The sequence below is a fragment of the Candidatus Erwinia haradaeae genome (assembly GCF_900698955.1).
Taxonomy (GTDB): Bacteria; Pseudomonadota; Gammaproteobacteria; order Enterobacterales; family Enterobacteriaceae; genus Erwinia_E; species Erwinia_E haradaeae_G.
Map to the genome: position 1 here is coordinate 302,081 of NZ_LR217720.1, position 25,945 is coordinate 328,025.

The 25,945-nt window shown below is 35.6% G+C and carries 19 protein-coding genes; 15 read left to right on the forward strand and 4 right to left on the reverse strand.

The window, feature by feature from the left end; genetic code table 11:
* Positions 1-22: 22 nt before the first annotated feature.
* Positions 23-1,015 (forward strand): thiamine-phosphate kinase, encoded by a 993-nt coding sequence (thiL, locus tag ERCILAFE3058_RS00935; protein ID WP_157989615.1) that lies wholly within the window; start codon positions 23-25, stop codon positions 1,013-1,015.
* 548 nt (positions 1,016-1,563) lie between these two features.
* Here thiL and serS read toward each other — a convergent pair.
* The 4 genes from serS to map all read right to left on the reverse strand — a co-directional run bounded on the left by serS (position 1,564) and on the right by map (position 9,626).
* Positions 1,564-2,862, reverse strand: coding sequence for a serine--tRNA ligase (gene serS / locus ERCILAFE3058_RS00940; protein ID WP_157989616.1), 1,299 nt, complete (start codon positions 2,860-2,862; stop codon positions 1,564-1,566).
* A 944-nt stretch (positions 2,863-3,806) separates the two neighbouring features.
* On the reverse strand, positions 3,807-4,913 hold the full coding sequence (gene asd / locus ERCILAFE3058_RS00945) for an aspartate-semialdehyde dehydrogenase (RefSeq protein ID WP_157989617.1): 1,107 nt from the start codon (positions 4,911-4,913) through the stop codon (positions 3,807-3,809).
* Between the two features lie 736 nt (positions 4,914-5,649).
* Complete coding sequence (gmhB, locus tag ERCILAFE3058_RS00950; RefSeq protein ID WP_157989618.1) at positions 5,650-6,231, reverse strand: D-glycero-beta-D-manno-heptose 1,7-bisphosphate 7-phosphatase; 582 nt, start codon at positions 6,229-6,231, stop codon at positions 5,650-5,652.
* A gap of 2,600 nt (positions 6,232-8,831) precedes the next feature.
* The gene (map, locus tag ERCILAFE3058_RS00955) at positions 8,832-9,626 is read right to left on the reverse strand and encodes a type I methionyl aminopeptidase (RefSeq protein WP_157989619.1); all 795 of its coding nucleotides are present in this window, start codon (positions 9,624-9,626) and stop codon (positions 8,832-8,834) included.
* A gap of 1,377 nt (positions 9,627-11,003) precedes the next feature.
* On the opposite strand from map, the gene rpsB reads away from it, so the two are divergent.
* From rpsB to lpxB, 14 genes are all read left to right on the forward strand, one after another.
* On the forward strand, positions 11,004-11,729 hold the full coding sequence (gene rpsB, locus ERCILAFE3058_RS00960; RefSeq protein WP_157990053.1) for a 30S ribosomal protein S2: 726 nt from the start codon (positions 11,004-11,006) through the stop codon (positions 11,727-11,729).
* Between the two features lie 282 nt (positions 11,730-12,011).
* Positions 12,012-12,818: a translation elongation factor Ts gene (gene tsf, locus ERCILAFE3058_RS00965; protein WP_157989620.1), complete on the forward strand. Its 807-nt coding sequence runs from the start codon at positions 12,012-12,014 to the stop codon at positions 12,816-12,818.
* 223 nt (positions 12,819-13,041) lie between these two features.
* Positions 13,042-13,767 (forward strand): UMP kinase, encoded by a 726-nt coding sequence (pyrH, locus tag ERCILAFE3058_RS00970; protein ID WP_157989621.1) that lies wholly within the window; start codon positions 13,042-13,044, stop codon positions 13,765-13,767.
* A gap of 67 nt (positions 13,768-13,834) precedes the next feature.
* Positions 13,835-14,392 (forward strand): ribosome recycling factor, encoded by a 558-nt coding sequence (frr, locus tag ERCILAFE3058_RS00975; RefSeq protein WP_157989622.1) that lies wholly within the window; start codon positions 13,835-13,837, stop codon positions 14,390-14,392.
* A gap of 111 nt (positions 14,393-14,503) precedes the next feature.
* Entirely contained in the window at positions 14,504-15,736 is a 1,233-nt protein-coding gene (gene ispC, locus ERCILAFE3058_RS00980) for a 1-deoxy-D-xylulose-5-phosphate reductoisomerase (RefSeq protein WP_157989623.1), read from the forward strand.
* A 119-nt stretch (positions 15,737-15,855) separates the two neighbouring features.
* Positions 15,856-16,599, forward strand: coding sequence for a polyprenyl diphosphate synthase (uppS, locus tag ERCILAFE3058_RS00985; RefSeq protein WP_157989624.1), 744 nt, complete (start codon positions 15,856-15,858; stop codon positions 16,597-16,599).
* A 26-nt stretch (positions 16,600-16,625) separates the two neighbouring features.
* On the forward strand, positions 16,626-17,480 hold the full coding sequence (locus tag ERCILAFE3058_RS00990; RefSeq protein ID WP_157989625.1) for a phosphatidate cytidylyltransferase: 855 nt from the start codon (positions 16,626-16,628) through the stop codon (positions 17,478-17,480).
* Between the two features lie 21 nt (positions 17,481-17,501).
* Positions 17,502-18,854: a sigma E protease regulator RseP gene (gene rseP / locus ERCILAFE3058_RS00995; RefSeq protein WP_157989626.1), complete on the forward strand. Its 1,353-nt coding sequence runs from the start codon at positions 17,502-17,504 to the stop codon at positions 18,852-18,854.
* 46 nt (positions 18,855-18,900) lie between these two features.
* Positions 18,901-21,318: an outer membrane protein assembly factor BamA gene (bamA, locus tag ERCILAFE3058_RS01000; protein ID WP_157989627.1), complete on the forward strand. Its 2,418-nt coding sequence runs from the start codon at positions 18,901-18,903 to the stop codon at positions 21,316-21,318.
* Between the two features lie 135 nt (positions 21,319-21,453).
* Positions 21,454-21,951, forward strand: a complete 498-nt coding sequence (locus tag ERCILAFE3058_RS01005) for an OmpH family outer membrane protein (protein ID WP_157989628.1) — start codon at positions 21,454-21,456, stop codon at positions 21,949-21,951.
* A 3-nt stretch (positions 21,952-21,954) separates the two neighbouring features.
* Positions 21,955-22,983: a UDP-3-O-(3-hydroxymyristoyl)glucosamine N-acyltransferase gene (gene lpxD / locus ERCILAFE3058_RS01010; protein WP_157989629.1), complete on the forward strand. Its 1,029-nt coding sequence runs from the start codon at positions 21,955-21,957 to the stop codon at positions 22,981-22,983.
* 126 nt (positions 22,984-23,109) lie between these two features.
* Entirely contained in the window at positions 23,110-23,565 is a 456-nt protein-coding gene (fabZ, locus tag ERCILAFE3058_RS01015) for a 3-hydroxyacyl-ACP dehydratase FabZ (protein WP_157988364.1), read from the forward strand.
* A gap of 3 nt (positions 23,566-23,568) precedes the next feature.
* Positions 23,569-24,357 carry an acyl-ACP--UDP-N-acetylglucosamine O-acyltransferase gene (gene lpxA, locus ERCILAFE3058_RS01020; RefSeq protein WP_157989630.1) on the forward strand — a complete coding sequence of 263 codons (789 nt, stop codon included), beginning with the start codon at positions 23,569-23,571 and terminating at the stop codon, positions 24,355-24,357.
* A 3-nt stretch (positions 24,358-24,360) separates the two neighbouring features.
* On the forward strand, positions 24,361-25,506 hold the full coding sequence (gene lpxB, locus ERCILAFE3058_RS01025; RefSeq protein WP_157989631.1) for a lipid-A-disaccharide synthase: 1,146 nt from the start codon (positions 24,361-24,363) through the stop codon (positions 25,504-25,506).
* The last annotated feature ends 439 nt before the right edge of the window (positions 25,507-25,945 follow it).

Genomic DNA, 25,945 nt, shown 5'->3' on the forward strand with positions numbered 1-25,945 from the left:
TTTTTTATTTTGGAATCCAATTATGGCATGTGGTGAATTTGAACTGATCGCGCGTTATTTTGATCGTGACATATGCTCTAGACATGATGTAGAAGAAGGTATAGGGGATGACTGTGCACTAGTGCATGTACCAGAAAAACACACTCTAGCTATTAGTACTGATACCTTAGTGGAAGGCGTGCATTTTTTACAGAGCATCGATCCATCGGATCTTGCGTATAAAGCTTTGGCGGTAAATCTTAGTGATTTAGCGGCGACGGGGGCGAAGCCTACATGGTTAACCCTGGCACTTACATTGCCTAAGGTTAATGATGATTGGTTACAATCTTTTAGTGACACCTTATTTGATCTTTTAGCTCATTATCAGATGCAACTTATTGGCGGGGATATTACACGTGGTCCTTTAAGTGTAACGTTAGGTATTTACGGCACCGTACCACGGGGGCGAGCTTTAAAGCGAAGTGGTGCATGTATTGGCGATGCAATTTATGTGACAGGCACTTTAGGTGATAGCATTGCTGGTTTTGAATTATTACAGAATAAAGTAAATATTCACGATAAGGTTGCTCGAGACAAGCTGATTCAGCGCCACTTACGCCCTATACCTCGCGTTTTACAAGGTCAGGTGTTACGTGATTTAGCTAGTGCTGCTATTGATTTATCAGATGGCTTAATTGCGGATCTTGGACACATCTTGAAAGCTAGTGCTTGTGGAGCAATACTGAATCTTGATGTATTACCACTTTCATTGGTGATGAGGAAAAATTTTCCAGAACAGAAAGTTTTAAGCTGGGCGCTAAGTAGTGGAGAAGATTATGAGTTATGTTTTACTATTCCAGAAGAAAATCGTAGTGCTTTAGATATAGCATTCAGAGATCACGGAATATTATATACTTGTATTGGGAAAATTTCGTCACAGAGGAATGGATTGACATTTTTTCAAAATAAACAGCCGGTTCAGATCATTCTCAAAGGTTTTGATCATTTTAGTATACATTCAGAAGGTCATCAATAGCTTGGATATTCCCGGTGACAAAGAGTATCGTTTTGTAAAAAATGTGGAGAATTATAGTGGTCTCAATAGTCATTTCTGTTTTATGCTTGATGATTGGATCATATCACTACAATGAATCGTTAAGTTAAAGGTATTATGCTCAATCAGGATTTTAAAAAAATAGTTTTTACCGCAGTGACTATAAGTATATAGTAAAGTTATATCGCACCAATACAATCATATTTATCTTTCTAATTTTCTATACAGAATACTGGTGTGATTCATAAGCATGCATCCAGTCAAAGATATGAGTGACAGAATTGTAACTAATAAAATTTTATGTTTTGTATAAATCTTTATTATATGCAACATACTTAATTATTTAAAGATACTATCAACATACATAATGAGCTACAATTCCCACTTAATAGGGAGATATGGTGCAATAAAATAGAAAGGCAGGCTGTGATTAAAAATATACTGCATTCATTTCCACATCAGTGACATGTCAGTGATGGGATTAATGTTTGCTGTTTTGTTATGATTGGTGATACTCATATAACTATTAACTAAATTTGTCCTATATAATCTATATTATTCATATACGGTCGTAGGATCTCTGGTACTCTCACTCGACCATCTTTCTCTTGGTAATTTTCTAGTATTGCGACTAAAGTGCGTCCTATAGCCAAACCAGAGCCATTTATAGTATGTACAAAGTGAGTCTTTTTTTGACCATTTACACGCCAACGAGCTTGCATACGACGAGATTGAAAATCCCCCATATTTGAACAAGAAGAGATCTCACGATATGTGTTTTGAGCAGGTAACCATACTTCTAGGTCATAGGTTTTCTGTGCGCTAAAACTAAGATCGCCCGTACATAGTAGTACATGCCGATACGGTAGTTGGAGAAGTTGTAGCACTTTCTCAGCATGTCCAACTAATTCCTCCAGTGCATTCATTGAGTCTTTTTGGCGAGTGATCTGTACCATTTCTACTTTATCAAATTGATGCATACGAATGAGACCTCGTGTATCGCGACCATAACTACCAGCTTCAGAACGAAAACAAGGTGTTTTTGCTACCATTTTTAATGGTAGGGAATCTTCTTCTATAATTTTATTTCGGATTATATTGGTAAGAGATACTTCAGCCGTCGGTATGAGTGCGTAATTTATATTAGAGTTTATGGCGTCTGATGGATTGAGGTAGCATAGATCTTGACTAAATTTTGGAAGATGTCCGGTACCATATAGGCTCGTGTTGTTAACTAAATATGGTACGTAAGTTTCCTGATACCCATGTTGTTCAGTATGTAAATTGAGCATAAATTGACCTAATGCACGATACATAAGTGCTATATGTCCCCTCATAACCACAAAACGCGAACCTGTTATTTTTACAGCAGTATCGAAGTCTAAACCTTCCATTTGTTGACCTAATACAACATGATCTTTCACCGGAAAATCAAATTTTTTTGGTTGACCCCATCGGTAAAGTTCTTGATTATCACTGGAATCTTTCCCTATGGGAATTATATCATCTGGAATATTTGGGATTGTAACTAAGATTGTATGGATATTAGTCAATACTACTGATAGCTCTTTTTTCACTACATCAAGTTGCTTGGATAGTATTTTTACCTCTTGACATAAGAGCTCTGTCGTTTCTCCTCTTTGTTTTGCTTGTCCGATAAACTTAGATTTTATTTTACGCTGGGCTTGAATACTTTCCGTTTCTATTTGTAGTATTTTACGCTTTTCTTCGTACGCATGTAGAGTAGTGATATCTAAGTGATATCCCCTTCTTGCTAGTTTTGTAGAGATTATTTCAGGAATACTACGTAGTAAGTGGATATCAATCATAATGATCCTATATAATAAGCATGAATGATTAAAGAATAATACCGTGTAATGTTACAAATGTAGATATAGAAATTCATAGGTATGACTGTATTGATCATAGGTTTAATGACTGCATTAGTGTATCTGATGTCTGCCAAAACTTATATTGATAAGTAAGCAATGGTACTAAAAACTATAAGTTAATGCTATATCGGTAATAGTAATCAATATCAGTGTATGCACTAAAGGTATTCTATTTATGATATGATATTTTTATACAAAATTTGATTTATTAGCGATGTTCTACTATGTAAAAGTTGTAAATGTTATTTTCATGTTTTCTAATTTTTTACTTGTAGTACGTGCATTAGATAGTTTGCTCTCATACATAATAGTGATGAATCTCATTTTAAATAATAATTGTGATATCCTCTCAATATATCTTCGTATTAGATTATGTGTTATGTTTATGCAGAGAGCGAATAAGAGGTCATGGTGTGCATCACACATAAACATCTATAAATATTTATAGCTTTATTTAATTTAGAACTTTATGTATTAAAATGGTGATTTTATCTTATAACAAGATCTGTAGTTTTTATTTTTCTGAAGATACAATGAGTGTGCGCTATTCAATTATTTTATTTTTACTAAAATAAGCACATATAAAGAATTGTCTATTATCAATATAGAAGTTATATGGTGTGCAAGTATTTGATCGTCATATTTTCTATATTATATCCATTTGCGTAGTATAATATAAATATCGTCCTTGTATATAATGACATTATGCATTGGGTTCTGATTTCAAACTGTGTCTGTAGTTTTTGATCCCCTGTAATACCAGATATTGATTGTAAAATATTTTGCAATCATATCTCTGAGAGATTGAGAATTTTTTTATTAGTATCACGTTATGTATTCTTACAGACGCGTAATGAGAAGGACACAGTTGTAACAATATATTAATCTACCAATAAACGAAGCATGCGTCGCAGTGGTTCAGCAGCTCCCCATAGTAATTGATCACCAACAGTAAAGGCGGAGATGTATTCTGCCCCTATACTCAACTTGCGTAATCGACCAATAGGGATACATAGTGTACCAGATACTACTGATGGTGTTAGTTCACGTAAAATATGATCTAGATCATTTGGTACTATTTTAACCCACGAGTTATGTGCTGCGATTTGTTGTTTAATTTCCCACAATGGGATATCTTTTCTTAATTTTATAGTAAATACTTGGCTATGACAGCGTAATGCTCCAATACGTACACATATACCGTCTATTGGAATAATGTGAGAAGTTTGCAGAATTTTATTAGTTTCCGCTTGCCCTTTCCATTCTTCAAAAGTTTGTCCATTTTTATATTTTTTATCAATCCAGGGGATGATATTCCCTACTAGGGGGACGGTACTACTCCCTATCTGTATCCCTTGATTATTTATTTTAGTAATCTTGCGTTCCATATCTAGAATCGTAGCGGAGGGATCACTTAGATCCTGAGCGATACAATGATGTATTGCCCCCATCTGAGTGAGCAATTCACGCACATGATGTGCGCCCCCACCAGACGCGGCTTGATATGTGGCAACAGATATCCATTCAACTAAATTATTGGCAAAAAGCCCACCTAGAGACATCAACATTAAGCTCACAGTACAGTTACTGCCAACAAAAGTTTTTATTCCAACACTTAATGCATCATCAATCACCTGATAATTAACAGGGTCGAGAATAATCACAGCATCTTCTGTCATACGAAGCGTGGAAGATGCATCAATCCAATAACCAGACCACCCTGTCTTCCGAAGCTGATTGTATATTTTTTCCGTATAGCTTCTACCTTGGCATGTAAGAATAATATCAAGTGCTTTTAGAGCATCAATGTCGTGGGCATTTTGTAAGACTCCACATGATTTTCCACTTAATAAAGGCGCGGCGTGTCCGTGCTGCGAGGTAGAAAAAAATACTGGATTGACTACATTAAAATCACCTTCTTCGCGCATACGCTGCATCAGCACAGAGCCGACCATTCCCCGCCATCCAATTAATCCTAGAGTTTTCATTTTATGTAGTGCTTTTTTATGTGGTGCTTATGGTAAATTTTATTTTTAAGACAACCCTTATCTGATGCAAGATCAAGTGGGTGATTTATATATATTACTATATTTCGGGTATGCATGATTTCAGATATGCGTATCAGATGGTTGCCTTCATTTGGTAGTGAGTAAAACTCTTTCTACTTTTAGTCAAAATATTTACGCGTACCACAAAAAGAGGGGTGTACTATAACTATATTAACCTCATCCAAATAAAAATAATATAGCTTGGTAAGCTCACGTTCATGAATATTGTATATTTTTATATTAAGTTATTCTGTACCTGTTCTTCCATTTAATGATGTGGAATAATGCCTATTATTATGCGTGATAATTTTGAGTTGTCAAAAGCGATAGCGGTATTGATGATAATACCATATGATGAGAATCATAAAGAGTTCATGAACACGTATAACATATCCCAAGTATTTAAGTCAATTTCTGTTGCATGATTTAGTTTGTAATGTTAGAACATATGATATGTGTTATGTAGGAAAATAATGACTTTGGTTATTCTTTTGTCAGAATATAATCTATTTGTAGATGTTATTCAATTTATTTGTAGATATTACACGTTTTTCTGAGATCTTGTATCATTTGTTCTCTTTTAGAGAATCATATTTTGTATTGTGACCCCAATAATTCACACCATTTTAGAAATAAGAATAAAATAAATACCTCAATCGTGTAGTTTTATATCAAACTAACGTATAGATCCTGCAGATTCTTTAATGTACTGAGGTAGGTCTTTGAAACTATTTAGTATATAATCAGCGCTGTGGATATGTTCTTCTGGGATCACCTTACCACTACGCACTAATATATTTTTTCCTACTCCAGCTGCTTGCGCTGCTTGCATATCTTCTATTTTATCGCCTATCATATAAGAAGCTGACATGTCAATATGCAATTCTTTTTTTGCGGTTAGCAGCATCCCTGGTTTCGGTTTACGACAACTACATAATTGTCTCCATTCTTTTATCGCTGCCATAGGATGGTGAGGACAAAAATATACACCATCTATGTGAACATCATGTTCTAATAGACTTTTTTTCATCCATGTAGTTAATATAATAAATTGCGTTATGGTAAATACACCACGTGCAATACCTGATTGATTTGTGACGATCACGAGAGAAAAACCCATAAGTATTAATTCCTGCATTGCATTGATAATACCGTCAATAAATTGAAAATGGTCTATTTGAAAAACGTAGCCATGATCGAGATTAATAGTGCCATCTCTATCTACAAAGATGGCAGGATTGGTATTATAAAAAAGCATGAGAGCTCCTATTTTTTTGACAGTATCAAATGTAAGGATCGTAGTCTTTCCTGATATTGTATTTTTTTTAAAAGTATACAATATATGTATAGTAAATGAGAATTTTTTTCATTATTGATATATATTATATAAAACATAGTCTATAATTTTTCGAGTCAGAATATATCACTTCTAAAATCATCTCTGTAGTAATCATCTTTTATTCTTGGATTAGAATTCATTAATTCATGTATATTTTCTGTATGTTATTAAACATTACTGATATTTCCAATAATTATTAATGTTGAATGTGTGATGCTAAATATTTTAAATGAAATATTTGAGTATGGATAAGCTTATATATGATATTATAAAGAATAAAGGCAGAGTTTATTCTCACTAAGTGTTATAAAGTGATTTGAATGAAAATAAAGTCATATTGTAAGTAAAGGTGTGAGAATTTAATCAAGATTAAACATTTGATATGAAGCGGTGTGTACATGTAGTATATGCTATAGGTGTGTTGATATCTTCATAATTATATAATATGAATATATTCAATATATAAATCTATCTATTAATAATTATAGCATACAATGATACCTTTGTTTACTATACACAATAGTAAATATAAAAGGTTATCATAATAATGAATCATATCATGATATCTGTATCAGATTATTAATGTAATTAAATTATAATAATAGATTATAATATTATTATAAATAAGTAAATAATATGACAATACAATATAAATATAATTTGTAAAAATTAAAAATGAAGATTGAGAGTTTACTGGTATTTCTTATTAAAAACGGAAGAAATATTTTTGTTACAGCAAGGAGTCTAGACACAATGATGTGTTAATATGACTATATATATGAAAATCATATGAACCGCCAATCTGAATTCAAGTCAATAAAATATATAAGTCTGTTCGGTAACATGTGATAAAAGTAAAGAAAATATACATGGCGTGAACGTCATTGAGCCCTTATCACTTTCTATAAAAATGAAAAAATAATATATACATTAGTGGTGATCGTTCGGGTGTTTGAACGCAGATAGAAAAATAACATATCATAAGAGAACGAAGTAAGTGTTTCTCTATCCTTTATTTTTGATCAACTGTAATATAATACAGAGTGAAGTAATTATCCACTATATGTATTTTATGTAAACATACTATAATTTGTACAGGACTCTTTCTTTATAGTCAATGTCGCAACATTGTGATAAGTCACAATAGTCATAATAACATGAAAATAGCATAGCTTCACGAAAGTAATATAGCGTATTATAAGAGGTGTATTTTTCTCAGGTGAGCGTGATAAGGATTTTTTATCCGGCAAATCTCTTTATAACTTAAATGCTCTCCAGTATACTTTGTAAGGGTTCTTAGGTTTTATTGTACGAAGTATAGATCATGACATCGGTTGATTTTTTTGAAAATGTAATTCTTGTTAGTTGTTATGATGGTTAAAGTGTACCTGATCACTTGATAAGTAAGTGGACAGTCAGGTGCTACATAATAGCCATAGCTATAACACATGGATACACAATAAAATCACATGCCTATATAATTTTTTGTTTGGTTTATTATGCAATAAGTTGTTGATGTGAGTGTTTTATTAGACATGTGAATATTATGAAATGAGGGGTGGAGTATGTGCTTATTTGTATACCTCTCACATATTTCGTAGGTAGCATTAATTAGAATAATTCTTCTATTTCGACGGATATGTATATTGCATTTATTACATAACCAAGATAGAGTCAAACTTACAGACAGCAGCGCGTTTCATCATTGCACTATAGTGTGACTATATCGCCTTGAAGCAGAGCAACTTTTAAGAGAGATGGCGTAAAATCTGAGATTTTCTTATGTATTACTCACGTAATAGATAATAGCATAAATGGGATAACATCTATCACTTATTTCATTGAAGTTTTGTGGGGGTCTTTAGAAACGAACCCGGTAATGTTAGTTATTTTGCCAAAGGTGGTAATGGCAAAAATATTTAGTTTGATCACATAAAGGCACTTGACTAATAGTGAGTAAGATGATGAGTATAGTACGTTATGTTGAGGTAACATATGTCTTGTATGGCATCTATAGAGGGAAATATTAGAATTCCTGATATATAAAAATGCAAGTTAATTTACCACAAATCGGTAAAAGTTCTAGTACTGGTCTTGAGGTTGATTCTAGATTACACTTTTTATGATATTATAGATATCGGATAACACCCATTATTAATTTTATTATATATCAGAGCTTGATAAATATATTTAAATATTGTTTGTGCACATAAACATAGCTGGCTTATTCTGAGGTACACAAAGAAGTCAACTGTGTATGGTATTTTAAACGCTGATAGTATACTTAACCGGTATAACGTGCTGCTAATTGCCGATGATCCACCTTTCCTAGACTTTAGATAGGATATTTAATGCTTGGAATTCAAACTCTTTTTAGTAAAATGATATTTTTAATAAAATTAAATATTATAATATTTTATTATGCATCGTAATGAATTCTGTATGTGATATAAAGTCTTAGATATCTCTTAAAAGTTTTTTGGATGTTATATGATACAAGATGTAAAATTTCTGTCCTATTAGTGTTTATGTACTATTATCCTAGGAATAGTATCGTCTTGACGTAATGTTAAGATTTCACACCCATTCTGCGTTACGACTACAGTATGCTCGTACTGTGCTGATAAGCTAGAGTCTTGAGTTTTCACCGTCCACCCATCTGACATGCAATACACTTTAGAGTCACCGGCATTAATCATAGGTTCAATAGTAAAAGCCATACCTGGCTGCAACACTACACCACCATCGTCTGCATCATAATGCAGGACTTGAGGTTCTTCATGGAATTGCTTTCCAATACCATGTCCGCAGTATTCGCGCACTACTGAATAATTTTGTTTTTCAATAAAACGTTGAATTACGATGCCTAGAGTACGCAGACGGATTCCTGGTTTAACCATATGTATGGCGAGGTAGAGACTTTCCTGTGTGATCTGACATAGATATTGACCGTGGGTAGTCGGTTGTCCTACCATAAACATGGCAGAGGTATCTCCATGATATTGGTCTTTTACAACAGTTACGTCAACATTCACAATGTCACCTTCTTTGAGGATCACGTCCTCACTTGGAATACCGTGGCACACCACGTCATTTATGGAGATGCATACAGATTTTGGGAACCCATGGTAATTTAGACAGGCAGATAATGCGTTTTGCTTTGTAGTAATATACTGATGGCATAGGCGATCTAGTGTAGCTGTGCTAATATTAGGAATAATATATGCTTGAATCATTTCAAGAACCTCTGCTGCTAAGCGACCAGCTATTCTCATTTTATTAATTTGTTTAGGGGTTTTAATTATAATTGCCATATATTTATCCGTGAATTTTAGTGTAAGCGCTACAAGCGGTAGTAGCATAATTAGAATAATTATTATCGCTGTACCAAATGGTGGAGAGTCAAGTAAAAAACTATATTTTATCTAAAGAATTTTATATTTTTATACTGTTACTGTTTGCCTATGCTAGTAATGGTATATAAATGTCTTACTTTCAGATAAGAAAGTGGTTATATCATAATTAGAATGTAGATTTTTACGAGATGTAAGAATATGACTGAGCATGAAGGTAACTATTTCATGCATATTATGCACTTTTTATATTGTATCTATTTATTATGATAACATAGAATGATTTTAATATATCAATTGAATGAGATTTGATATGATATATTATACTGTTTTCATAAATATACATACTTATATTTCTCATGCATTCTCATCATTATTAGTGAGTTTCTAATATCTCATGTCATTTTACATATGACTTCTACGTTTATTATAAAATAATACATGATGATATATAAAAACTACTGGGGATCGGAGCTGCATTTATTTTATGGCGTATATTCATAACTCCATCTATGTTTTTCATTTTATTTTACCTGAAAGGAAAAAATATAGTAGAATTTTAAATACTGAGAGGATGCTTTTTATTTTTTTTAGATATAACACTGTTCCTGTCGTATCACTTTAATATCAATGTAAGTCATTATAGACTACTGCACGCAGCTTGTTTGTCTTAGTCATTAATTTCATTAATTGCACACCAGTTTCATTAAGTGTATAGCACTTTAGAATTTTATTGTTTTTGTAGGATTTTTTATTACTAGTATACCCTATCAAGTTCTTTACACATTAGTGAATCTTAAGTAGCAATAAGTTAAGTTGTGTTTTGTTTTTTGTAGGAAGGCTCTAGGAAGGCATATAGAGATGTTAGAAGAAAATTGATAACAAGATTGACGCAGTACCAACGTACACGTATTTTAATATATATTATATTTAAGGAGAGGATTTATATTTTATAAAATACGTGCGTGACCATTGATAGAAGTTATTTGTCTTCGATTATTTTGCGGTAATGTCCGTGTAGACTGATGTAAAAGGAGATGATACAGAGATCATCATTTTTTCTTTTTTATCTACAAAAATATTGATATAGAATCACATTCTATTGGGTTTGTGTTAATAATGAGTTTCTATGGAAGATGGATAGGGCTAGACATGGAAACACTCAAATATATCAAGATATGATCGATCAAAGGAAATAATGCTATTTCTAGTTACATGCATGATCAGGTTACACTGGAATTTTTAAAGTGTTTATTTTTCATTTTGCAGCACTAATAATGTCTTGCGTATAGGAGACATGCAGGCTGCACTCTAAAATATTATATCATAGAGGTAATGATGGTTACGATTTCAATGCATGATATGCTCCAAGCTGGCGTGCACTTTGGTCATCAGACTCGTTATTGGAACCCAAAAATGAAGCCGTTTATTTTTGGTTCTCGCAACAAGGTTCATATTATTAATCTTGAGAAAACTGTACCAATGTTTAATGAGGCTTTAGCAGAGATTAAAAAAATTTCTTCTCGTAAAGGTAAGATTTTATTTGTGGGTACTAAGCGTTCTGCACACATAGCTGTCAAAAAGTACGCTATAAGTTGTGATCAGTTTTTTGTTAATCATCGTTGGTTAGGTGGTATGCTGACTAATTGGAAAACTGTTCGTCAATCGATTAAACGCCTAAAAGATCTGGAAGTACAATCTCAGGATGGTACTTTTGACAAACTTACTAAGAAGGAAGTACTTATCCGTGCAGGACAATTATCTAAGCTTGAAAACAGCTTAGGTGGTATTAAAGACATGGGTGGCCTACCAGATGCACTGTTTGTGGTTGATGCTCATCATGAAAATATCGCTATAAAAGAAGCAAATAATTTAGGTATCCCAGTATTCGCTATTGTAGATACTAATTCTAACCCAGATGGGGTAGATTTTATTATCCCGGGTAATGATGATGCCATTCGTGCAGTAAACTTATATCTTGCAGCAGTAGAAGATACTATTCGTACAGGTCTCTCTCACACTTTAGTGCATACATCGGATAAATCTAGTGCATCTATTAATTGAGAAATTTAATATATCATTAGAAATGGGTTATAATTGAGTCGATAACCATGTATACGTTAAGGAATCATGAATACTATAAAAATAGTTGATGAATACGACATAATGTGGGAGGGGTATGCAGATTCTTCTATACACTAATTAATTAGCATTATCTCAATGATAATGGTGTTTTGATACTGAAAGATGGCTTTTCAAAAAATGTTTTAATAATGTATTTTAGTAAACCTATGTATATGTTTTTTGATATGTGTATACATTTGTTGATCGAGGAGAAGAAAGAGAATGTCTAATATTACTGCTGCGCTAGTAAAAGACTTACGCGAACGCACAGGCTTAGGTATTATGGATTGCAAGTTGGCACTATCTGAAGCTAATGGCGACATTGATTTAGCTATTAAAAATCTGCGTAAATCTGGTATGATTAAGGCAGCAAAAAAAGCAAGTCATATAACAACAGAGGGCATGATTAGAAGTAAAGTGCAAGATAATTACGGCGTCATCATAGAAGTGAATTGTCAGACAGATTTTGTGGCTAAAAACGCGAGTTTTCAATTATTTGCAGATAAAATATTAGATTTTGCTTTTTTAAATAAATCCAATGATGTTGGAGTTTTGGCGGCACAGTTTCAAGAAGAACGTATGGAGCTGATAACTTATCTTGGTGAAAATATTAATATTCGACGCATAGGTTTTTTGGATGGTGCGTATGTAGGGCAGTATGTTCATGGTGAGCGTATTGGGGTTTTGGTTTCTATGAATACTTTTGATATAGAATATATGAAGCAGATCGCTATGCATATCGCAGCGAGTAAACCTGAATTTATTTATCCAGAAGATATATCGTCTATAGTGATCGAAAGAGAATATCAATTACAATTAGAGATGGCTATGCAGTCTGGAAAAGCAAAAGAGATTGCGGATAGAATCGTTCAAGGTCGCATGCAGAAATTTATGAAAGAGATCTCATTGGTGGGTCAGCCATTTATTTTAGCTCCAGAAAAAACTGTAGGGACATTTTTAAATGAGAGAAATCTTTCCGTTACCAATTTTATACGATTTGAAGTAGGTGAGGGTATTAGAGGGGCCTAATGATATCCCTTAGAGTTTAGGGGAAGCACTTACTAGGAATTTTCAATAAATAGATATGATGAGGCTTCCCGCTTAGATATTTATTCATTATAACGCAAAAGCGTGCTCTATATCAAAACCTGTATAAAAATAAGTATAGTAAGAAGTATTTTGTGAGTTCTGGAAGATAAGACTAGTATTAAATATAGTATCCATGGTTACGGATATCATCTAGGAAATCGCTATGGCGACTAATATAACACCTATATATCAGCGTATATTGCTAAAATTAAGCGGGGAAGTGCTGCAAGGTTCTGAAAATTTTGGTATTGATTCTGCTGTATTGAACCGCACAGCCAAAGAAATTAAAGATTTGGTAGAATTAGGGATTCAGATAGGTATAGTTATCGGAGGAGGTAATTTATTCCGCGGAGCTAGTTTGGAGAAGTCCGGTATGAATCGTGTTGTTGCTGATCATATGGGGATGTTAGCGACAGTGATGAATGGTTTGGCAATGCGTGATGCTTTGCATCGTGTGCATGTCCATTCCAGACTAATGTCTGCCATCCCTTTAAATGGTATGTGCGATATGTATAATTGGAATGAAGCCATTAGTTTATTACACAATAATTATGTAGTGATTTTTTCTGCTGGCATTGCTAATCCATTCTTTACTACTGACTTGGCTGCCTGTTTACGTGGTATTGAGATGCAAGTGGATATAATGCTCAAAGCCACTAAAGTGGATGGTGTTTATTCTTCCGATCCAATGCATCACCCAGAAGCAGTTTTATACGAAAAATTAACTTATTCTGAAGTATTACAGAATGGATTTCAAGTCATGGATGTAGCAGCTTTTGCTTTAGCACGCGATCATGTGTTACCTATTTGTGTATTTAATATGAATAAACCAGGTGCACTACTTCGTGTTCTGATGGGTGAAAAAGAAGGGACATTAATTGTGAAGTAATAGTAATGTTAGCATATGATTAGGTAGACACTATTACTTTTATTACATAGAACCAAAGGTTATTAGCATGATTAATACGATTCAAAATGATACAGAGATGCGCATGCAAAAATGCGTAGCGGTTTTCATCCAAAACATAAGAAAAATTCGTACTGGTCGTGCTTCACCATCTATACTTGATGGTATCATAATTGATTATTATGGTGCGCCTACACCTTTATTACAATTAGCTAATATTACAGTGGAAAACTCGTTGACTTTAAAGATTAATGTTTTTGATCGATCTATGATCTCTGTTGTTGAGAAAGCCATTATGACCTCAGATTTAGGTTTAAATCCTAGCTCAATAGGTAGTGATATTCGTGTACAACTACCTTCTCTCACCACAGAGCGTCGACATAAATTAATTAAAGTGGTGCGCAGTGAATCTGAACAAGGGCGTGTATCGATTCGCAATATCAGGCGTGATGCTAACGATCAAGTTAAGGTTTTAGTAAAAAATAAAAAGATTAGTGAAGAGGATGAGCATAGATCTCAAGAAAGAGTGCAGAAAATAACTGACGCTTTCATAAAAAAAATAGATAAAATTCTATCCGAAAAAGAGATGGAAATATTAGATTTTTAATATTTTTCTATCAGTGGTTGTGCATTAGTATGACGTGTCCATTACCTATACTCAAGAGATGTATCTTTTCTCTATTCGATCACAATTTCATCTTCATTGGCTGAGAAACGTATGAAGCAATTAACTATTCTCGGCTCCACTGGTTCTATTGGTAACAGCACTTTATCTGTTATTCGAGAGAATCCGCAACTATTTTCTGTTAAAGCATTAGTTGCAGGGCGTAATATTAAACTAATGACACAGCAATGCTTAGAGTTTTGTCCAGATTTTGCGGTTATGGTAGATGAAGAATCTGCACATGAACTGCGATGTCAACTAAATAATCTTTATATTGCTACTGAGGTGCTAAGTGGTAATCAAGCAGCTTGTGATGTGGCTGCACTCGATGATGTCGATCAAGTTGTAGCCGCCATTGTTGGTGTAGCAGGTTTGTTGCCCACGCTATCCGCTGTGCGGGCAGGTAAACAGGTTTTGCTGGCTAATAAAGAGTCACTTGTAACATGCGGTCGTCTTTTTTTTGAAGCAGTTCATTCCTCAAAAGCTCATATTTTACCAATAGATAGTGAGCATAATGCCATATTTCAAAGCTTACCTCTATCCTTACAGGAAAAATCTGGATATTATTCTTTAGAATGCAGTGGAATTGATGGTATTGTGCTTACAGGATCTGGCGGTCCATTCCGCGAAACCCCATTATCACGGTTACGTTATATGACACCTAATCAAGCCTGTGCACATCCAAATTGGTTAATGGGGCGTAAGATATCAGTCGACTCAGCCACGATGATGAACAAGGGTTTAGAGTATATCGCAGCAAGATGGTTATTTAATGCTACTCATAAACAGATAGAAGTAATCATTCACCCACAATCTGTTATCCACTCAATGGTTCGTTACCTTGATGGAAGCGTGATTGCACAGCTTGCTTCTCCGGATATGCGCATACCCATTGCTTATGCAATGGGCTGGCCTCAACGCGTGCATTCAGGGGCTTCCATATTAGATTTTAAACGGATGGCATCTTTAACTTTTTTAGAACCTGATTACGTACGCTATCCGTGTTTGCAGTTAGCAATAGAAGCTAGTCAAGTAGGGCAGGCGGCTACTACAATATTAAATGCCTCTAATGAGGTTGCGGTAGCGGCATTTTTATCCTCAGATATTAACTTTACCGATATTTTTTCGCTGAATATAGCGGTGTTAGATCGCCTAGTGTATCGTGAACCAACAAGTATTGAAGAGGTGCTTGCTATTGACTGTGAAGCTCGATCGGTAGCTTGTATGTTCTTGCAAAAATTCATGACAAAAGGTGCTATAGATCATGTTATACCACGATATGAATAAAATATATGGTAGCAGTGACTAAGTGAAGGTGGTGTAGATGCTCTAAATATACTATCTTACATAGGGAGTAAAACATTTAGCAGCTACACCAGTCTGTATTAAGGGAAGCATAACACGTTATGTCATCCGAAAATAAATTCAAACATCATAACCAAAGAGGTATAAAACCTCATCATGTAGCGATTATTATGGATGGCAATGGTCGTTGGGCTCATAAAAAAGGGAAGTTACGGATCTTTGGTCATCAAGCGGGAGTGGAATCGGTACGTCGTGCGGTGAGTTTTGCTGTTAGTTATCATTTAGATGCATTAACTTTATATGCTTTTAGTAGTGAAAATTGGCAGCGTCCACATCAAGAAGTTGTGGCGTTATTAGAATTATTTATAAGAGCACTTGAGACTGAAGTTAAAAATTTAGACAAGCACAACATTCGTCTCAATATTATTGGTGATACAAGTCGTTTGAGCACGCGCTTACAAGCTTGTATTCGTTGTGCTGAAGAAAAAACTCAACACAATAAGGGGTTGATTCTTAATATTGCTGTCAATTATGGCGGGCGTTGGGATATCATCCGCGGCGTGAGAATATTAGCAGCGCAAGTGCAAGATGGACGGTTGCATCCAGATCAAATAGAAGAAAAAACATTAGGTGCGTATTTATGTTTGAATAAAATGGTTCCTGTAGATCTAGTTATTAGGACAGGAGGGGAGTGCCGTATTAGTAATTTTTTGCTATGGCAGGTAGCCTATGCGGAGTTTTGGTTTACAGAGATTTTATGGCCTGATTTTGATGAGGGTGTTTTTGAGGGTGCAATCAATGCGTTTTTAAAACGTGAACGCCGATTTGGTAGTATGACTATTTAAATGACCTCAGAAATTTTGGAGGGGTTTTGTTTAAGTTACGTTTAATAACTGCGTTGATATCAATGCCAGTGATTATTATAGCACTTTGCTACCTGTCTATGATAGCATTTGCTATCGCTATTCTAGCGATAAGCATGTTAGCTGCGTGGGAATGGAGTGTATTAGCAGGACTATCTTCTTACCCCATGAAGATTCTATTAACCACATCATGTGGGGTGATATTATTAGGGTGTATGTTACGTATACTGTCTGATGCTAATATACAGAATGGAATATCTTTCTTAAATACGACTACGTTCTTATGGATTGCACTATGTTGGTGGGTGATAGCAATACCACTGGTGTATTATTATCCCCATTCAGCTATTTTTTGGCGTAGATCATGTATATTACGTATTTTGTTTGGTTTTTTGACTATTTTTTCATTTTTTTGTGGTATGCTTGCTATCCGGAAGTATCACTATGCAGTAGATCATAATGCCGGTGTTTGGCTTTTGTTTTATTTATTAATTGTAGTATGGGGCGCGGACTCTGGTGCTTATGTATTTGGTAAGTTATTTGGAAAGCATCAATTAGCACCAAATCTTTCATCAGGAAAAACTGTGGAGGGTTTGATGGGTGGCTTTTGCACCTCTTTTTTATTTTTTGTCTTATTGAGCGGATTGTCCTCAGTAAGCATACCATGTATACGCTTATTATTTTACACTATTATAGTGGTGTTCGCATCTCTTCTGGGTGATTTAAATGAAAGCATGTTTAAGCGTGAAGCTGATGTTAAAGATAGCGGTAACTTTTTTCCCGGACACGGGGGGGTATTAGATCGCATTGATAGTCTTACCGCTGCCGCTCCAGTTTTTGCTAGTTTACCATGGCTTATGTGAGGAGCCTTCTAGGAAAATATCATGCTAAGTTTTTTCTGGAGTTTGTTATTTTTTATTTTGGCATTAGTCGTTTTAATTTCTGTACATGAATTTGGGCACTTTTTGGTGGCACGTTGGTGTGGGGTGCAAGTAGAAAGATTTTCAATTGGGTTTGGTAAGGTACTATGGCGTCGTATAGATAAAAAAGGTACTGAATATGTGCTCGCTTTAATTCCAATAGGTGGCTATGTTAAAATGCTAGATAATCGCGTAGAGACTGTGTCTAGTATGCGATCCCACCAAACTTTCAATAATAAAAGTATTTGGCAACGTGCAGCTATTGTTATAGCAGGACCCCTTGCTAATTTTATTTTTGCCTTATTTGCTTACTGGGTGGTCTTTGTTATTGGAGTACCAGGGGTTCGCCCAGTGATTGCAAGTATCATAGAAGGTTCGCCCGTAGCAGAAGCAGGTGTTTCTCCAGGTATGGAACTAAGGTCTATTAATGGTATAGAGACGCCTGATTGGGATGCTGTGTATGCAGTGTTATCAGAAACAACTTGTGATCAAGTGATTGATATAAAAGTGGCTCCCTTGCATAGTACAGAAATTAGTCACAAAATCATTCATATGCATGAGAATAATTGCAATATAATAGATGAACGGGATCCTGTACTATCTTTAGGCATTCAACCAACTTTACCATCAAGTTCATTAGTATTAGCCGCGGTGCAGAAATACTCTGCAGGTAGTCGTGCTGGTTTACAGGTTGGTGATATAATCATTACGGCTAGCGGTCGGCTACAGAAAGATTGGTATAGTTTTAATGCGATAGTGCGTCAAAATCCAGGAATACCCATTCCATTAGAAGTAGAGCGGGAAGGCCGAAAGATAACATGTATACTAATACCCGAAATGGATCCGTATCATAATACTCAAGGGTTTGCCGGTATAGCGCCGCGTGTTATATCATTGCCTAATGAATATCGAATATTGCGCCAATATGGTATATTCGATGCTTTTGGTAAAGCTAGTATGCAAACATGGAAGATTATCAATCTTACGACAAGTATGTTAAAAACTATGATGACTGGGGGGGTGACGCTCCATAATATTTCTGGACCTATTTCGATTGCAAAGGGTGCAGGAAAGTCAGCAGAATATGGATTAATCTATTATATGATGTTTCTTGCGCTTATTAGCATTAATCTTGGAATCATGAATCTCTTGCCATTACCAGTATTAGATGGCGGGCATCTCCTGTTTCTGTTCATTGAAAAAATCATAGGAAGACCTGTGTCTGAGGTCATTTATCAGCTGAGTTACAGTGTCAGTTTAATTATTCTAATGTTGTTGACCGGACTAGCGTTTTTTAATGATCTTTCGCATTTCTAATCATGTTATGATCTGCGAAGCAAGCCTAGCTACATGTATCATAAGGATGGCGATGAAAAATTTTCTCATAGCATCTCTGCTTTTTAGCAGCGCTACTGTATATGGTGCAGATAGCTTCATAGTAAATAAGATTTATTTTGAAGGACTTCAGCGAGTTTCTATTGCATCTGCATTACATAGTATTCCGGTGCGAATTTCAGGAGTCGTTTCTAATGAAGATATTAGAAAGATCATCCCTGCACTTTTTGCAACCGGAAATTTTGATGATGTGCACCTGATTCGTGATGGTAGTACGTTGCTTGTGCGACTAAAAGAACGTCCCATTATTTCTAGTATTACTTTTACCGGAAATAAAATAATGAAAGAGGAGGTATTAAAGAAGCATTTATCTTCCTACGGGGTGTATGTTGGTGGTGTGCTTAATCGTGCTACTATTAGACTGATTGAGCAAGGATTAGGAGATTTTTATGAAAGTATCGGTCATTATCACGCAAGTGTAAAAGTTTTTTTCACCTCACTACCAGGTAACCGTGTGGATTTAAAGTTTATTTTTGCTGAGGGTGTTTCTACATATATTGAAAAGATTAACGTGGTAGGAAATAAAGCATTTACTTTAGATCATTTAATTTCTCTTTTACAACTGCGTGACAAGAATACAGATTTTTGGTCGAAAATATTACACCATGATCAATATCAAACAGAAAAATTAAATTCCGATTTAGAAGTGTTACAGAATTTCTACCTGGATCATGGTTATGCACGTTTTAACATTGATTCGACTCAAGTTAGCTTAACACCAGATAAAAAAGGTATGTATATTACTATTAATATTACAGAAGGCTCTCAGTATAAAGTGTCTGATGTGTCAATTGACGGTAATGTAAAGATAAAATCAGTGGAGCTAGACAAGATAATAGAAAAACAGTGTGACTCTTTGTATAATAGAGAGAACAGTCTGCATATAGAGAATTTAATTAAAAAGATATTAGGAAATCAAGGATACATATATCCGCAAATTCAGAGTAAGTTAGTTTTTGATGATGTGACAAAAAGAGTAAAATTGATTCTGAATGTTAATTCAGGACACCGGTATCATGTACATGAAATACGATTTGAAGGTAATCATGTATCTAAAGATGCCGTTCTTCGTCGTGAAATACGACAAATTGAAGGAACATGGTTAGTTGGTGATTTAGTGGAACAAGGTACAGAGCATTTATCTCGTCTGGGGTACTTTAATTCAGTTACTCAACGTATACAACGTCTCCCTGGTTCGGTAGATCAAGTAGATGTGATTTATACAGTCCAGGAACGTAATACTGGAACAATTAACTTAGGCGTAGGGTATGGTACTGAAAATGGTGTAAACTTTCAGGTTGGTCTTACTCAGGAGAATTGGTTAGGGACTGGTAATTCTCTTGGTATCAATGGTACAAAAAACGATTCAATGACTTACGCAGAAATCTCACTGATTGACCCTTATTTTACAACATTTGGTGTTAGTCTTGGTGGTAGGTTGATGTATAATGATTTTAAGGTTAACAATTCTGATCTTGCAGATTATGCTAACAAGCATTATGGTTTAGATAGTACCTTAGGTTTTCCATTAAGTGAAACTAATACTGTGAATATTGGGTTAGGTTATTTGCACCACAGCCTTTCTAATATGACACCACAAGTATCTATGTGGAGATACTTGCACTCTTATGGAGAAAATCCATCTTTATCATCTAATGAAGAATTTTCCACAGATGACATCACTGTGAATTATGGATGGACATACAACACATTAGATCGTGGCTTTTTCCCAACTATGGGTCATCACGTAAATCTGAGTGGGAAAATAACCGTTCCTGGCTTAAAAAATAATTTTTATAGAGTCATGATTCAAGCAAGACAATACTTACCGCTTAATTCAAAATGCACGTGGATTCTATTAGGTCGTGGTCGTTTTGGTTACGGAGATGGTTTTGGTAATAAAGAATTACCATTCTATGAAAATTTTTATGCTGGTGGTTTAAGTACAGTACGTGGTTTGCGATCCAACACTATTGGTCCTAAGGCTGTATATTATAAAAATGGATCGTCTAAGTGTTCTATGAGTCATCCGTATAGCACTTGCCAATCCAATGATGCTGTAGGAGGAAATGCTATCGCTATTGTAAGCGCTGAATTAATTACACCAACACCATTCTTGAGTGACAAATATACAAATTTAATGCGTACTTCTTTATTTGTTGATGCAGGTGTATTATGGGATACACATTGGGAACATTCTCAAGAAATGAGCATATCTCATATTCCAGATTATCGTAAACATAATAAGATTCGTATATCAGCTGGATTGGCATTACAGTGGATGTCACCAATTGGACCGTTAGTATTTTCTTATGCACAACCTATTCATCCTATCGATGGAGATAAATCAGAACCGTTCCAGTTTTATATAGGGAAGACTTGGTAATATGTGCTTGTGCGCAAGGTTAAAAAATGAGGTGGATCTACATGAGTGGAACAGGCTGTATGTAATATACGATAGAGTAAAATGTCAGTATCCGTGTGATTATATTGCCAGTTAAAAGAGTAAAGGAGCTGGATAGTGAAGAAGGTCTTATATGCTGTAACTCTAGGCTGTGCATTAATAGTTTCTATATCTGCTCAAGCCGCTAATAAAATTGCAGTAGTAAATGTTGTGGATATCTTCCAACAATTACCAGAGTTTGTAACAGTTACACAAACATTAGAAAATGAGTTTAGAGATCGCACAAATACTTTACAAAGTATGGAGCGCGAGCTAAAAACTCAAATCCAGCATCTGCAACGTGACAGATTAACCATGAAGGAGAGTGAGCAGCTTCGTATGGAAAAAGATATTCTGCAACAGCGTGAAGAATTTAATACTAAAGCACGGATTTTTGAACAAGATAATCGTCGGCGTCAGATAGAAGAGCGTAATAAAATTTTACACAAAATTCAAAATGCTGTGCAGAAAGTTGCTAATCTTCAAGGTTACGATTTAGTCATCGATCAAAGTGCAATTGCTTATTGTACTAAATCCAAAGACATCACCGCCGATGTTTTAAAGCAGGTTAAATAACTTATGCTTTCAATTCGACTAGCTGATTTAGCCCAGCAGTTGGATGCGGAATTATATGGCGACGGAGATATAAATATCTCCGGTATTGCATCTATGCGATCCGCAAGAAAAGGTCAGATAACCTTCCTTTCAGATAGAAAATACCGTAAGAATCTTGTGGATTGTCAAGCTTCAGCTGTAGTTTTAACACCATCTGATCGTGAGTTTTATCATGGTTCTGTATTGGTGGTCAGTAATCCTTATCTAATATATGCTCGTATAGCACAATTACTAGATACCACACCGGAGCCAGCTACAGATATTTCTCCTAGTGCCGTGATTAACGCGACAGCCTGTGTTGGGAAAAATGTGGCCATTGGTGCTAATACAGTTATTGAGTCTGATGTGGTATTGGGTGATCATGTTGTAATTGGTGCAGGTTGTTTTATTGGTAAGAATGCTCACATTGGGGATGGTAGTCGTCTGTGGGCGAATGTGTCTATTTATCATGAAGTGGAAATTGGTTGTAATTGTCTCATTCAATCTGGAGCCGTCATTGGTAGCGATGGATTTGGTTATGCTAATGCTCGTGGCCATTGGGTAAAAATTCCTCAGCTTGGTACGGTTATTATTGGAAATGATGTAGAGATTGGTGCCTGCACTACTATTGACCGTGGCTCTCTTGATGATACTCAAATTGGTAATGATGTTGTTATAGATAATCAATGCCAAATTGCACATAATGTCGTCATTGGAAATAATACTGCAGTGGCTGGTGGTGTAATTATGGCTGGAAGCTTAAAAATTGGTCGCTATTGTATGATTGGTGGTGCAAGCGTAATTAATGGTCATATAGAAATTTGTGATAAAGTCATTGTAACCGGGATGGGAATGGTGATGCGGTCCATCACTGAACCTGGCGTATATTCATCCGGGATTCCAGTCCAACCTAATAAAATCTGGCGTAAAACCGCTGCTTTAGTAATGAATATTGATAATATTAGGACACGTTTGAAAAAGCTTGAATTTGAAGTTACGAATCTTAAAAAATAAGGATGGCACTATTCTATCTATCTGGAATGGATGAGATATAACATGTAAAAATGAGCACAGCAAAGAATAGAGATTGTGATAGGTCGTATTACTAAAGCTATTAGCTTTTAGGACGGGAAGAGTATTTTGACTACTAACACTCATACTCTAAAAATTGAAGAGATTATTGAACTTTTACCACATCGCTATCCATTTCTTTTAGTGGATAGAGTGATTGCATTCGAAGAAAATAAATATCTCAGGGCAGTAAAAAATGTGTCAGCAAATGAACCATTTTTTCAAGGTCATTTTCCTGAAAAGCTCATCTTTCCAGGGGTGTTGATTTTAGAAGCGATGGCTCAGGCTACTGGAATCCTTGCGTTTAAAAGTGTTGGTAAATTAGAGCCAGGTGAACTTTATTATTTTGCAGGTATCGATGAAGCGCGTTTTAAGCGTCCAGTAGTACCTGGTGATCAAATGATCATGGAAGTACATTTTGAAAAAACTCGTCGTGGATTGACGCGCTTCAAGGGTGGCGCTACCGTTGATGGTAAAATTGTCTGTGAAGCAACAATGCTGTGTGCCCGCAGCCGGGAGGTTTAACTTTTGATCGATACTACAGCCGTTATTCACCCTAGTTCAATTATTGAAAAAGGTGCTGTGATTGGCGCTGGTGTTCGGATTGATCCGTTTTGTGTTATTGGCGCTAACGTTAGAATTGGAGCAGGCACGGTTCTGAAATCACATGTTGTAGTTCATGGTCATACTGCTATTGGACAAAATAATACTCTTTGGCCATTTGCTTCAGTTGGGGACGTTAATCAAGATCGGAAATATGCCGGTGAGCCTACGCGCGTGGAGATTGGTGATCGTAATCATATACGTGAAAGTGTGACGATTCATCGTGGGACCATACAAGCTTCTGGAATCACCCGTATTGGTGATGATAATTTATTAATGGTTAACGCACATATTGCTCACGATTGTGTAGTTGGAAGTAACTGCATTTTGTCTAATAATGCTACATTAGCTGGACATGTGCGTGTGGATGATTTTGCAATTATTGGGGGGATGACAGCGGTTCATCAATTTTGCATTATTGGTTCGTATGTTATGGTAGGTGGATGTTCTGGTGTCGCTCAGGATGTGCCACCCTATATTATAGCACAAGGTAATCATGCAAGACCGTTTGGAATTAACATGGTAGGCTTACAACGACATGGGTTTAGCAAGGAGGCCGTAAATGCCATTCGTTCTGCTTACAAGATGCTATATCGTAGTGGAAAAACACTTGATAAGGTTAAGCCTGAGATTGCCAGTATTGCTAGTGCTCACCCAGAAGTTCAACCATTTTATGATTTTTTTGCTCGCTCGACCAGAGGCCTAATTCGTTAACTGATGTCTCCATTTTCTTTAACCATTGCTCTTGTTGCAGGAGAGCCCTCCGGGGATATACTTGGAGCTGGACTGATCCGTGCATTGAAAGAAATACATCCTCATACTTCTTTTGTTGGGATAGCTGGACCGTTGATGAAATCAGAGGGATGTATAGCATGGTATGATATGAATGAGTTATCTGTGATGGGCATTTTTGAGGTGCTTGGAAGCTTAAGACGCCTTTGGTACATTCGTCACACCCTTTTACGTCGCTTAATACTTTTAAAGCCGGATGTGTTTATTGGCATTGATGCCCCAGATTTTAATCTAACATTAGAGCGATATCTAAAAAGTTACGGTATTCGTACTATTCATTATGTTAGTCCATCATTGTGGGCATGGCGGCAGCGTCGTATATTTAAAATCGCTCGTTCTGCTGAACTTATCTTGGTGTTGTTTCCATTTGAAAAAGCTTTCTATGATCGTTTTAATGTTGCTTGTCGGTTTATCGGACATACATTAGCGGATGAAATGCCATTAATGCCGGATAAATTGTCTGCACGTCACGAGTTAGGCATTAAGCCGGAAGCTTTGTGTTTAGCTTTATTACCGGGTAGTCGTAGCACTGAAGTACAGACATTAAGTCAAGGTTTCTTAAAAACCGCACTGGTTTTACGAGAAAAACACCCACAATTAGAAATTCTTGTACCGTTAGTAAACCCGCAGCGTCGAGTACAATTTGAAGCAATCAAGGCTTTAGTATCGCCAAATTTACCTATGCGTTTGTTAGATGGACAATCGCATAAGGTGATGCAAGCTAGCGACGCTTCTTTATTAGCTTCTGGTACAGCCACATTAGAATGTATGCTGGCAAAATGTCCCATGGTCGTCGCGTATCGTATGACAGCTATTACTTTTTGGGTTGCACAACGATTAGTCAAAACAGATTATATATCTTTACCTAATATACTAGCAGGCGGTGCTGTAGTGCCAGAGTTCTTACAAGACGAATGTCACCCATTAAAACTAGCAATGGCACTAGAACCTTTTTTAAGAAAAGAATACTCTTCTTCGTTATTGCATACAACCTTTTTGGACTTACATCAGAAAATTCGCCGGAATGCAAACAAGCAGGCTGCAGAGGCAGTACTAGAGCTGTGCACATGATATATTTCGTCTATACTATATTATCCATAGTATAGAGTTAACACTTTTGGCGCTATGCTACATTCGTGCATATGTATTTTATTATATGATAATGCTTATAACATTTTTTAGTATGATGGTATTCTGAAATTATATACAAGAACATTGCGGTATCATATTCGGATCATCCTTCTAGCGTTGAGGTCAACTGGCCTTATTTTTAGAGGGATGACACTATCATTCACGATCTTTGTCAGAATCATTATAGCTAAAGATTTGATCCTTCATAAGAGCTGCTCATTATTCTTGTACTATTGCATGTATATCTTTAATTGAGATGAGTTATGGCGAGCTCAGTGTAGGTTTATGTCTAACATGGGAGCCTTTGTCGATAAAAATCTTTGATATGTATCGCTGGTCCATATGATAGTCAGTATAACTGACGCAATAATCATGCACC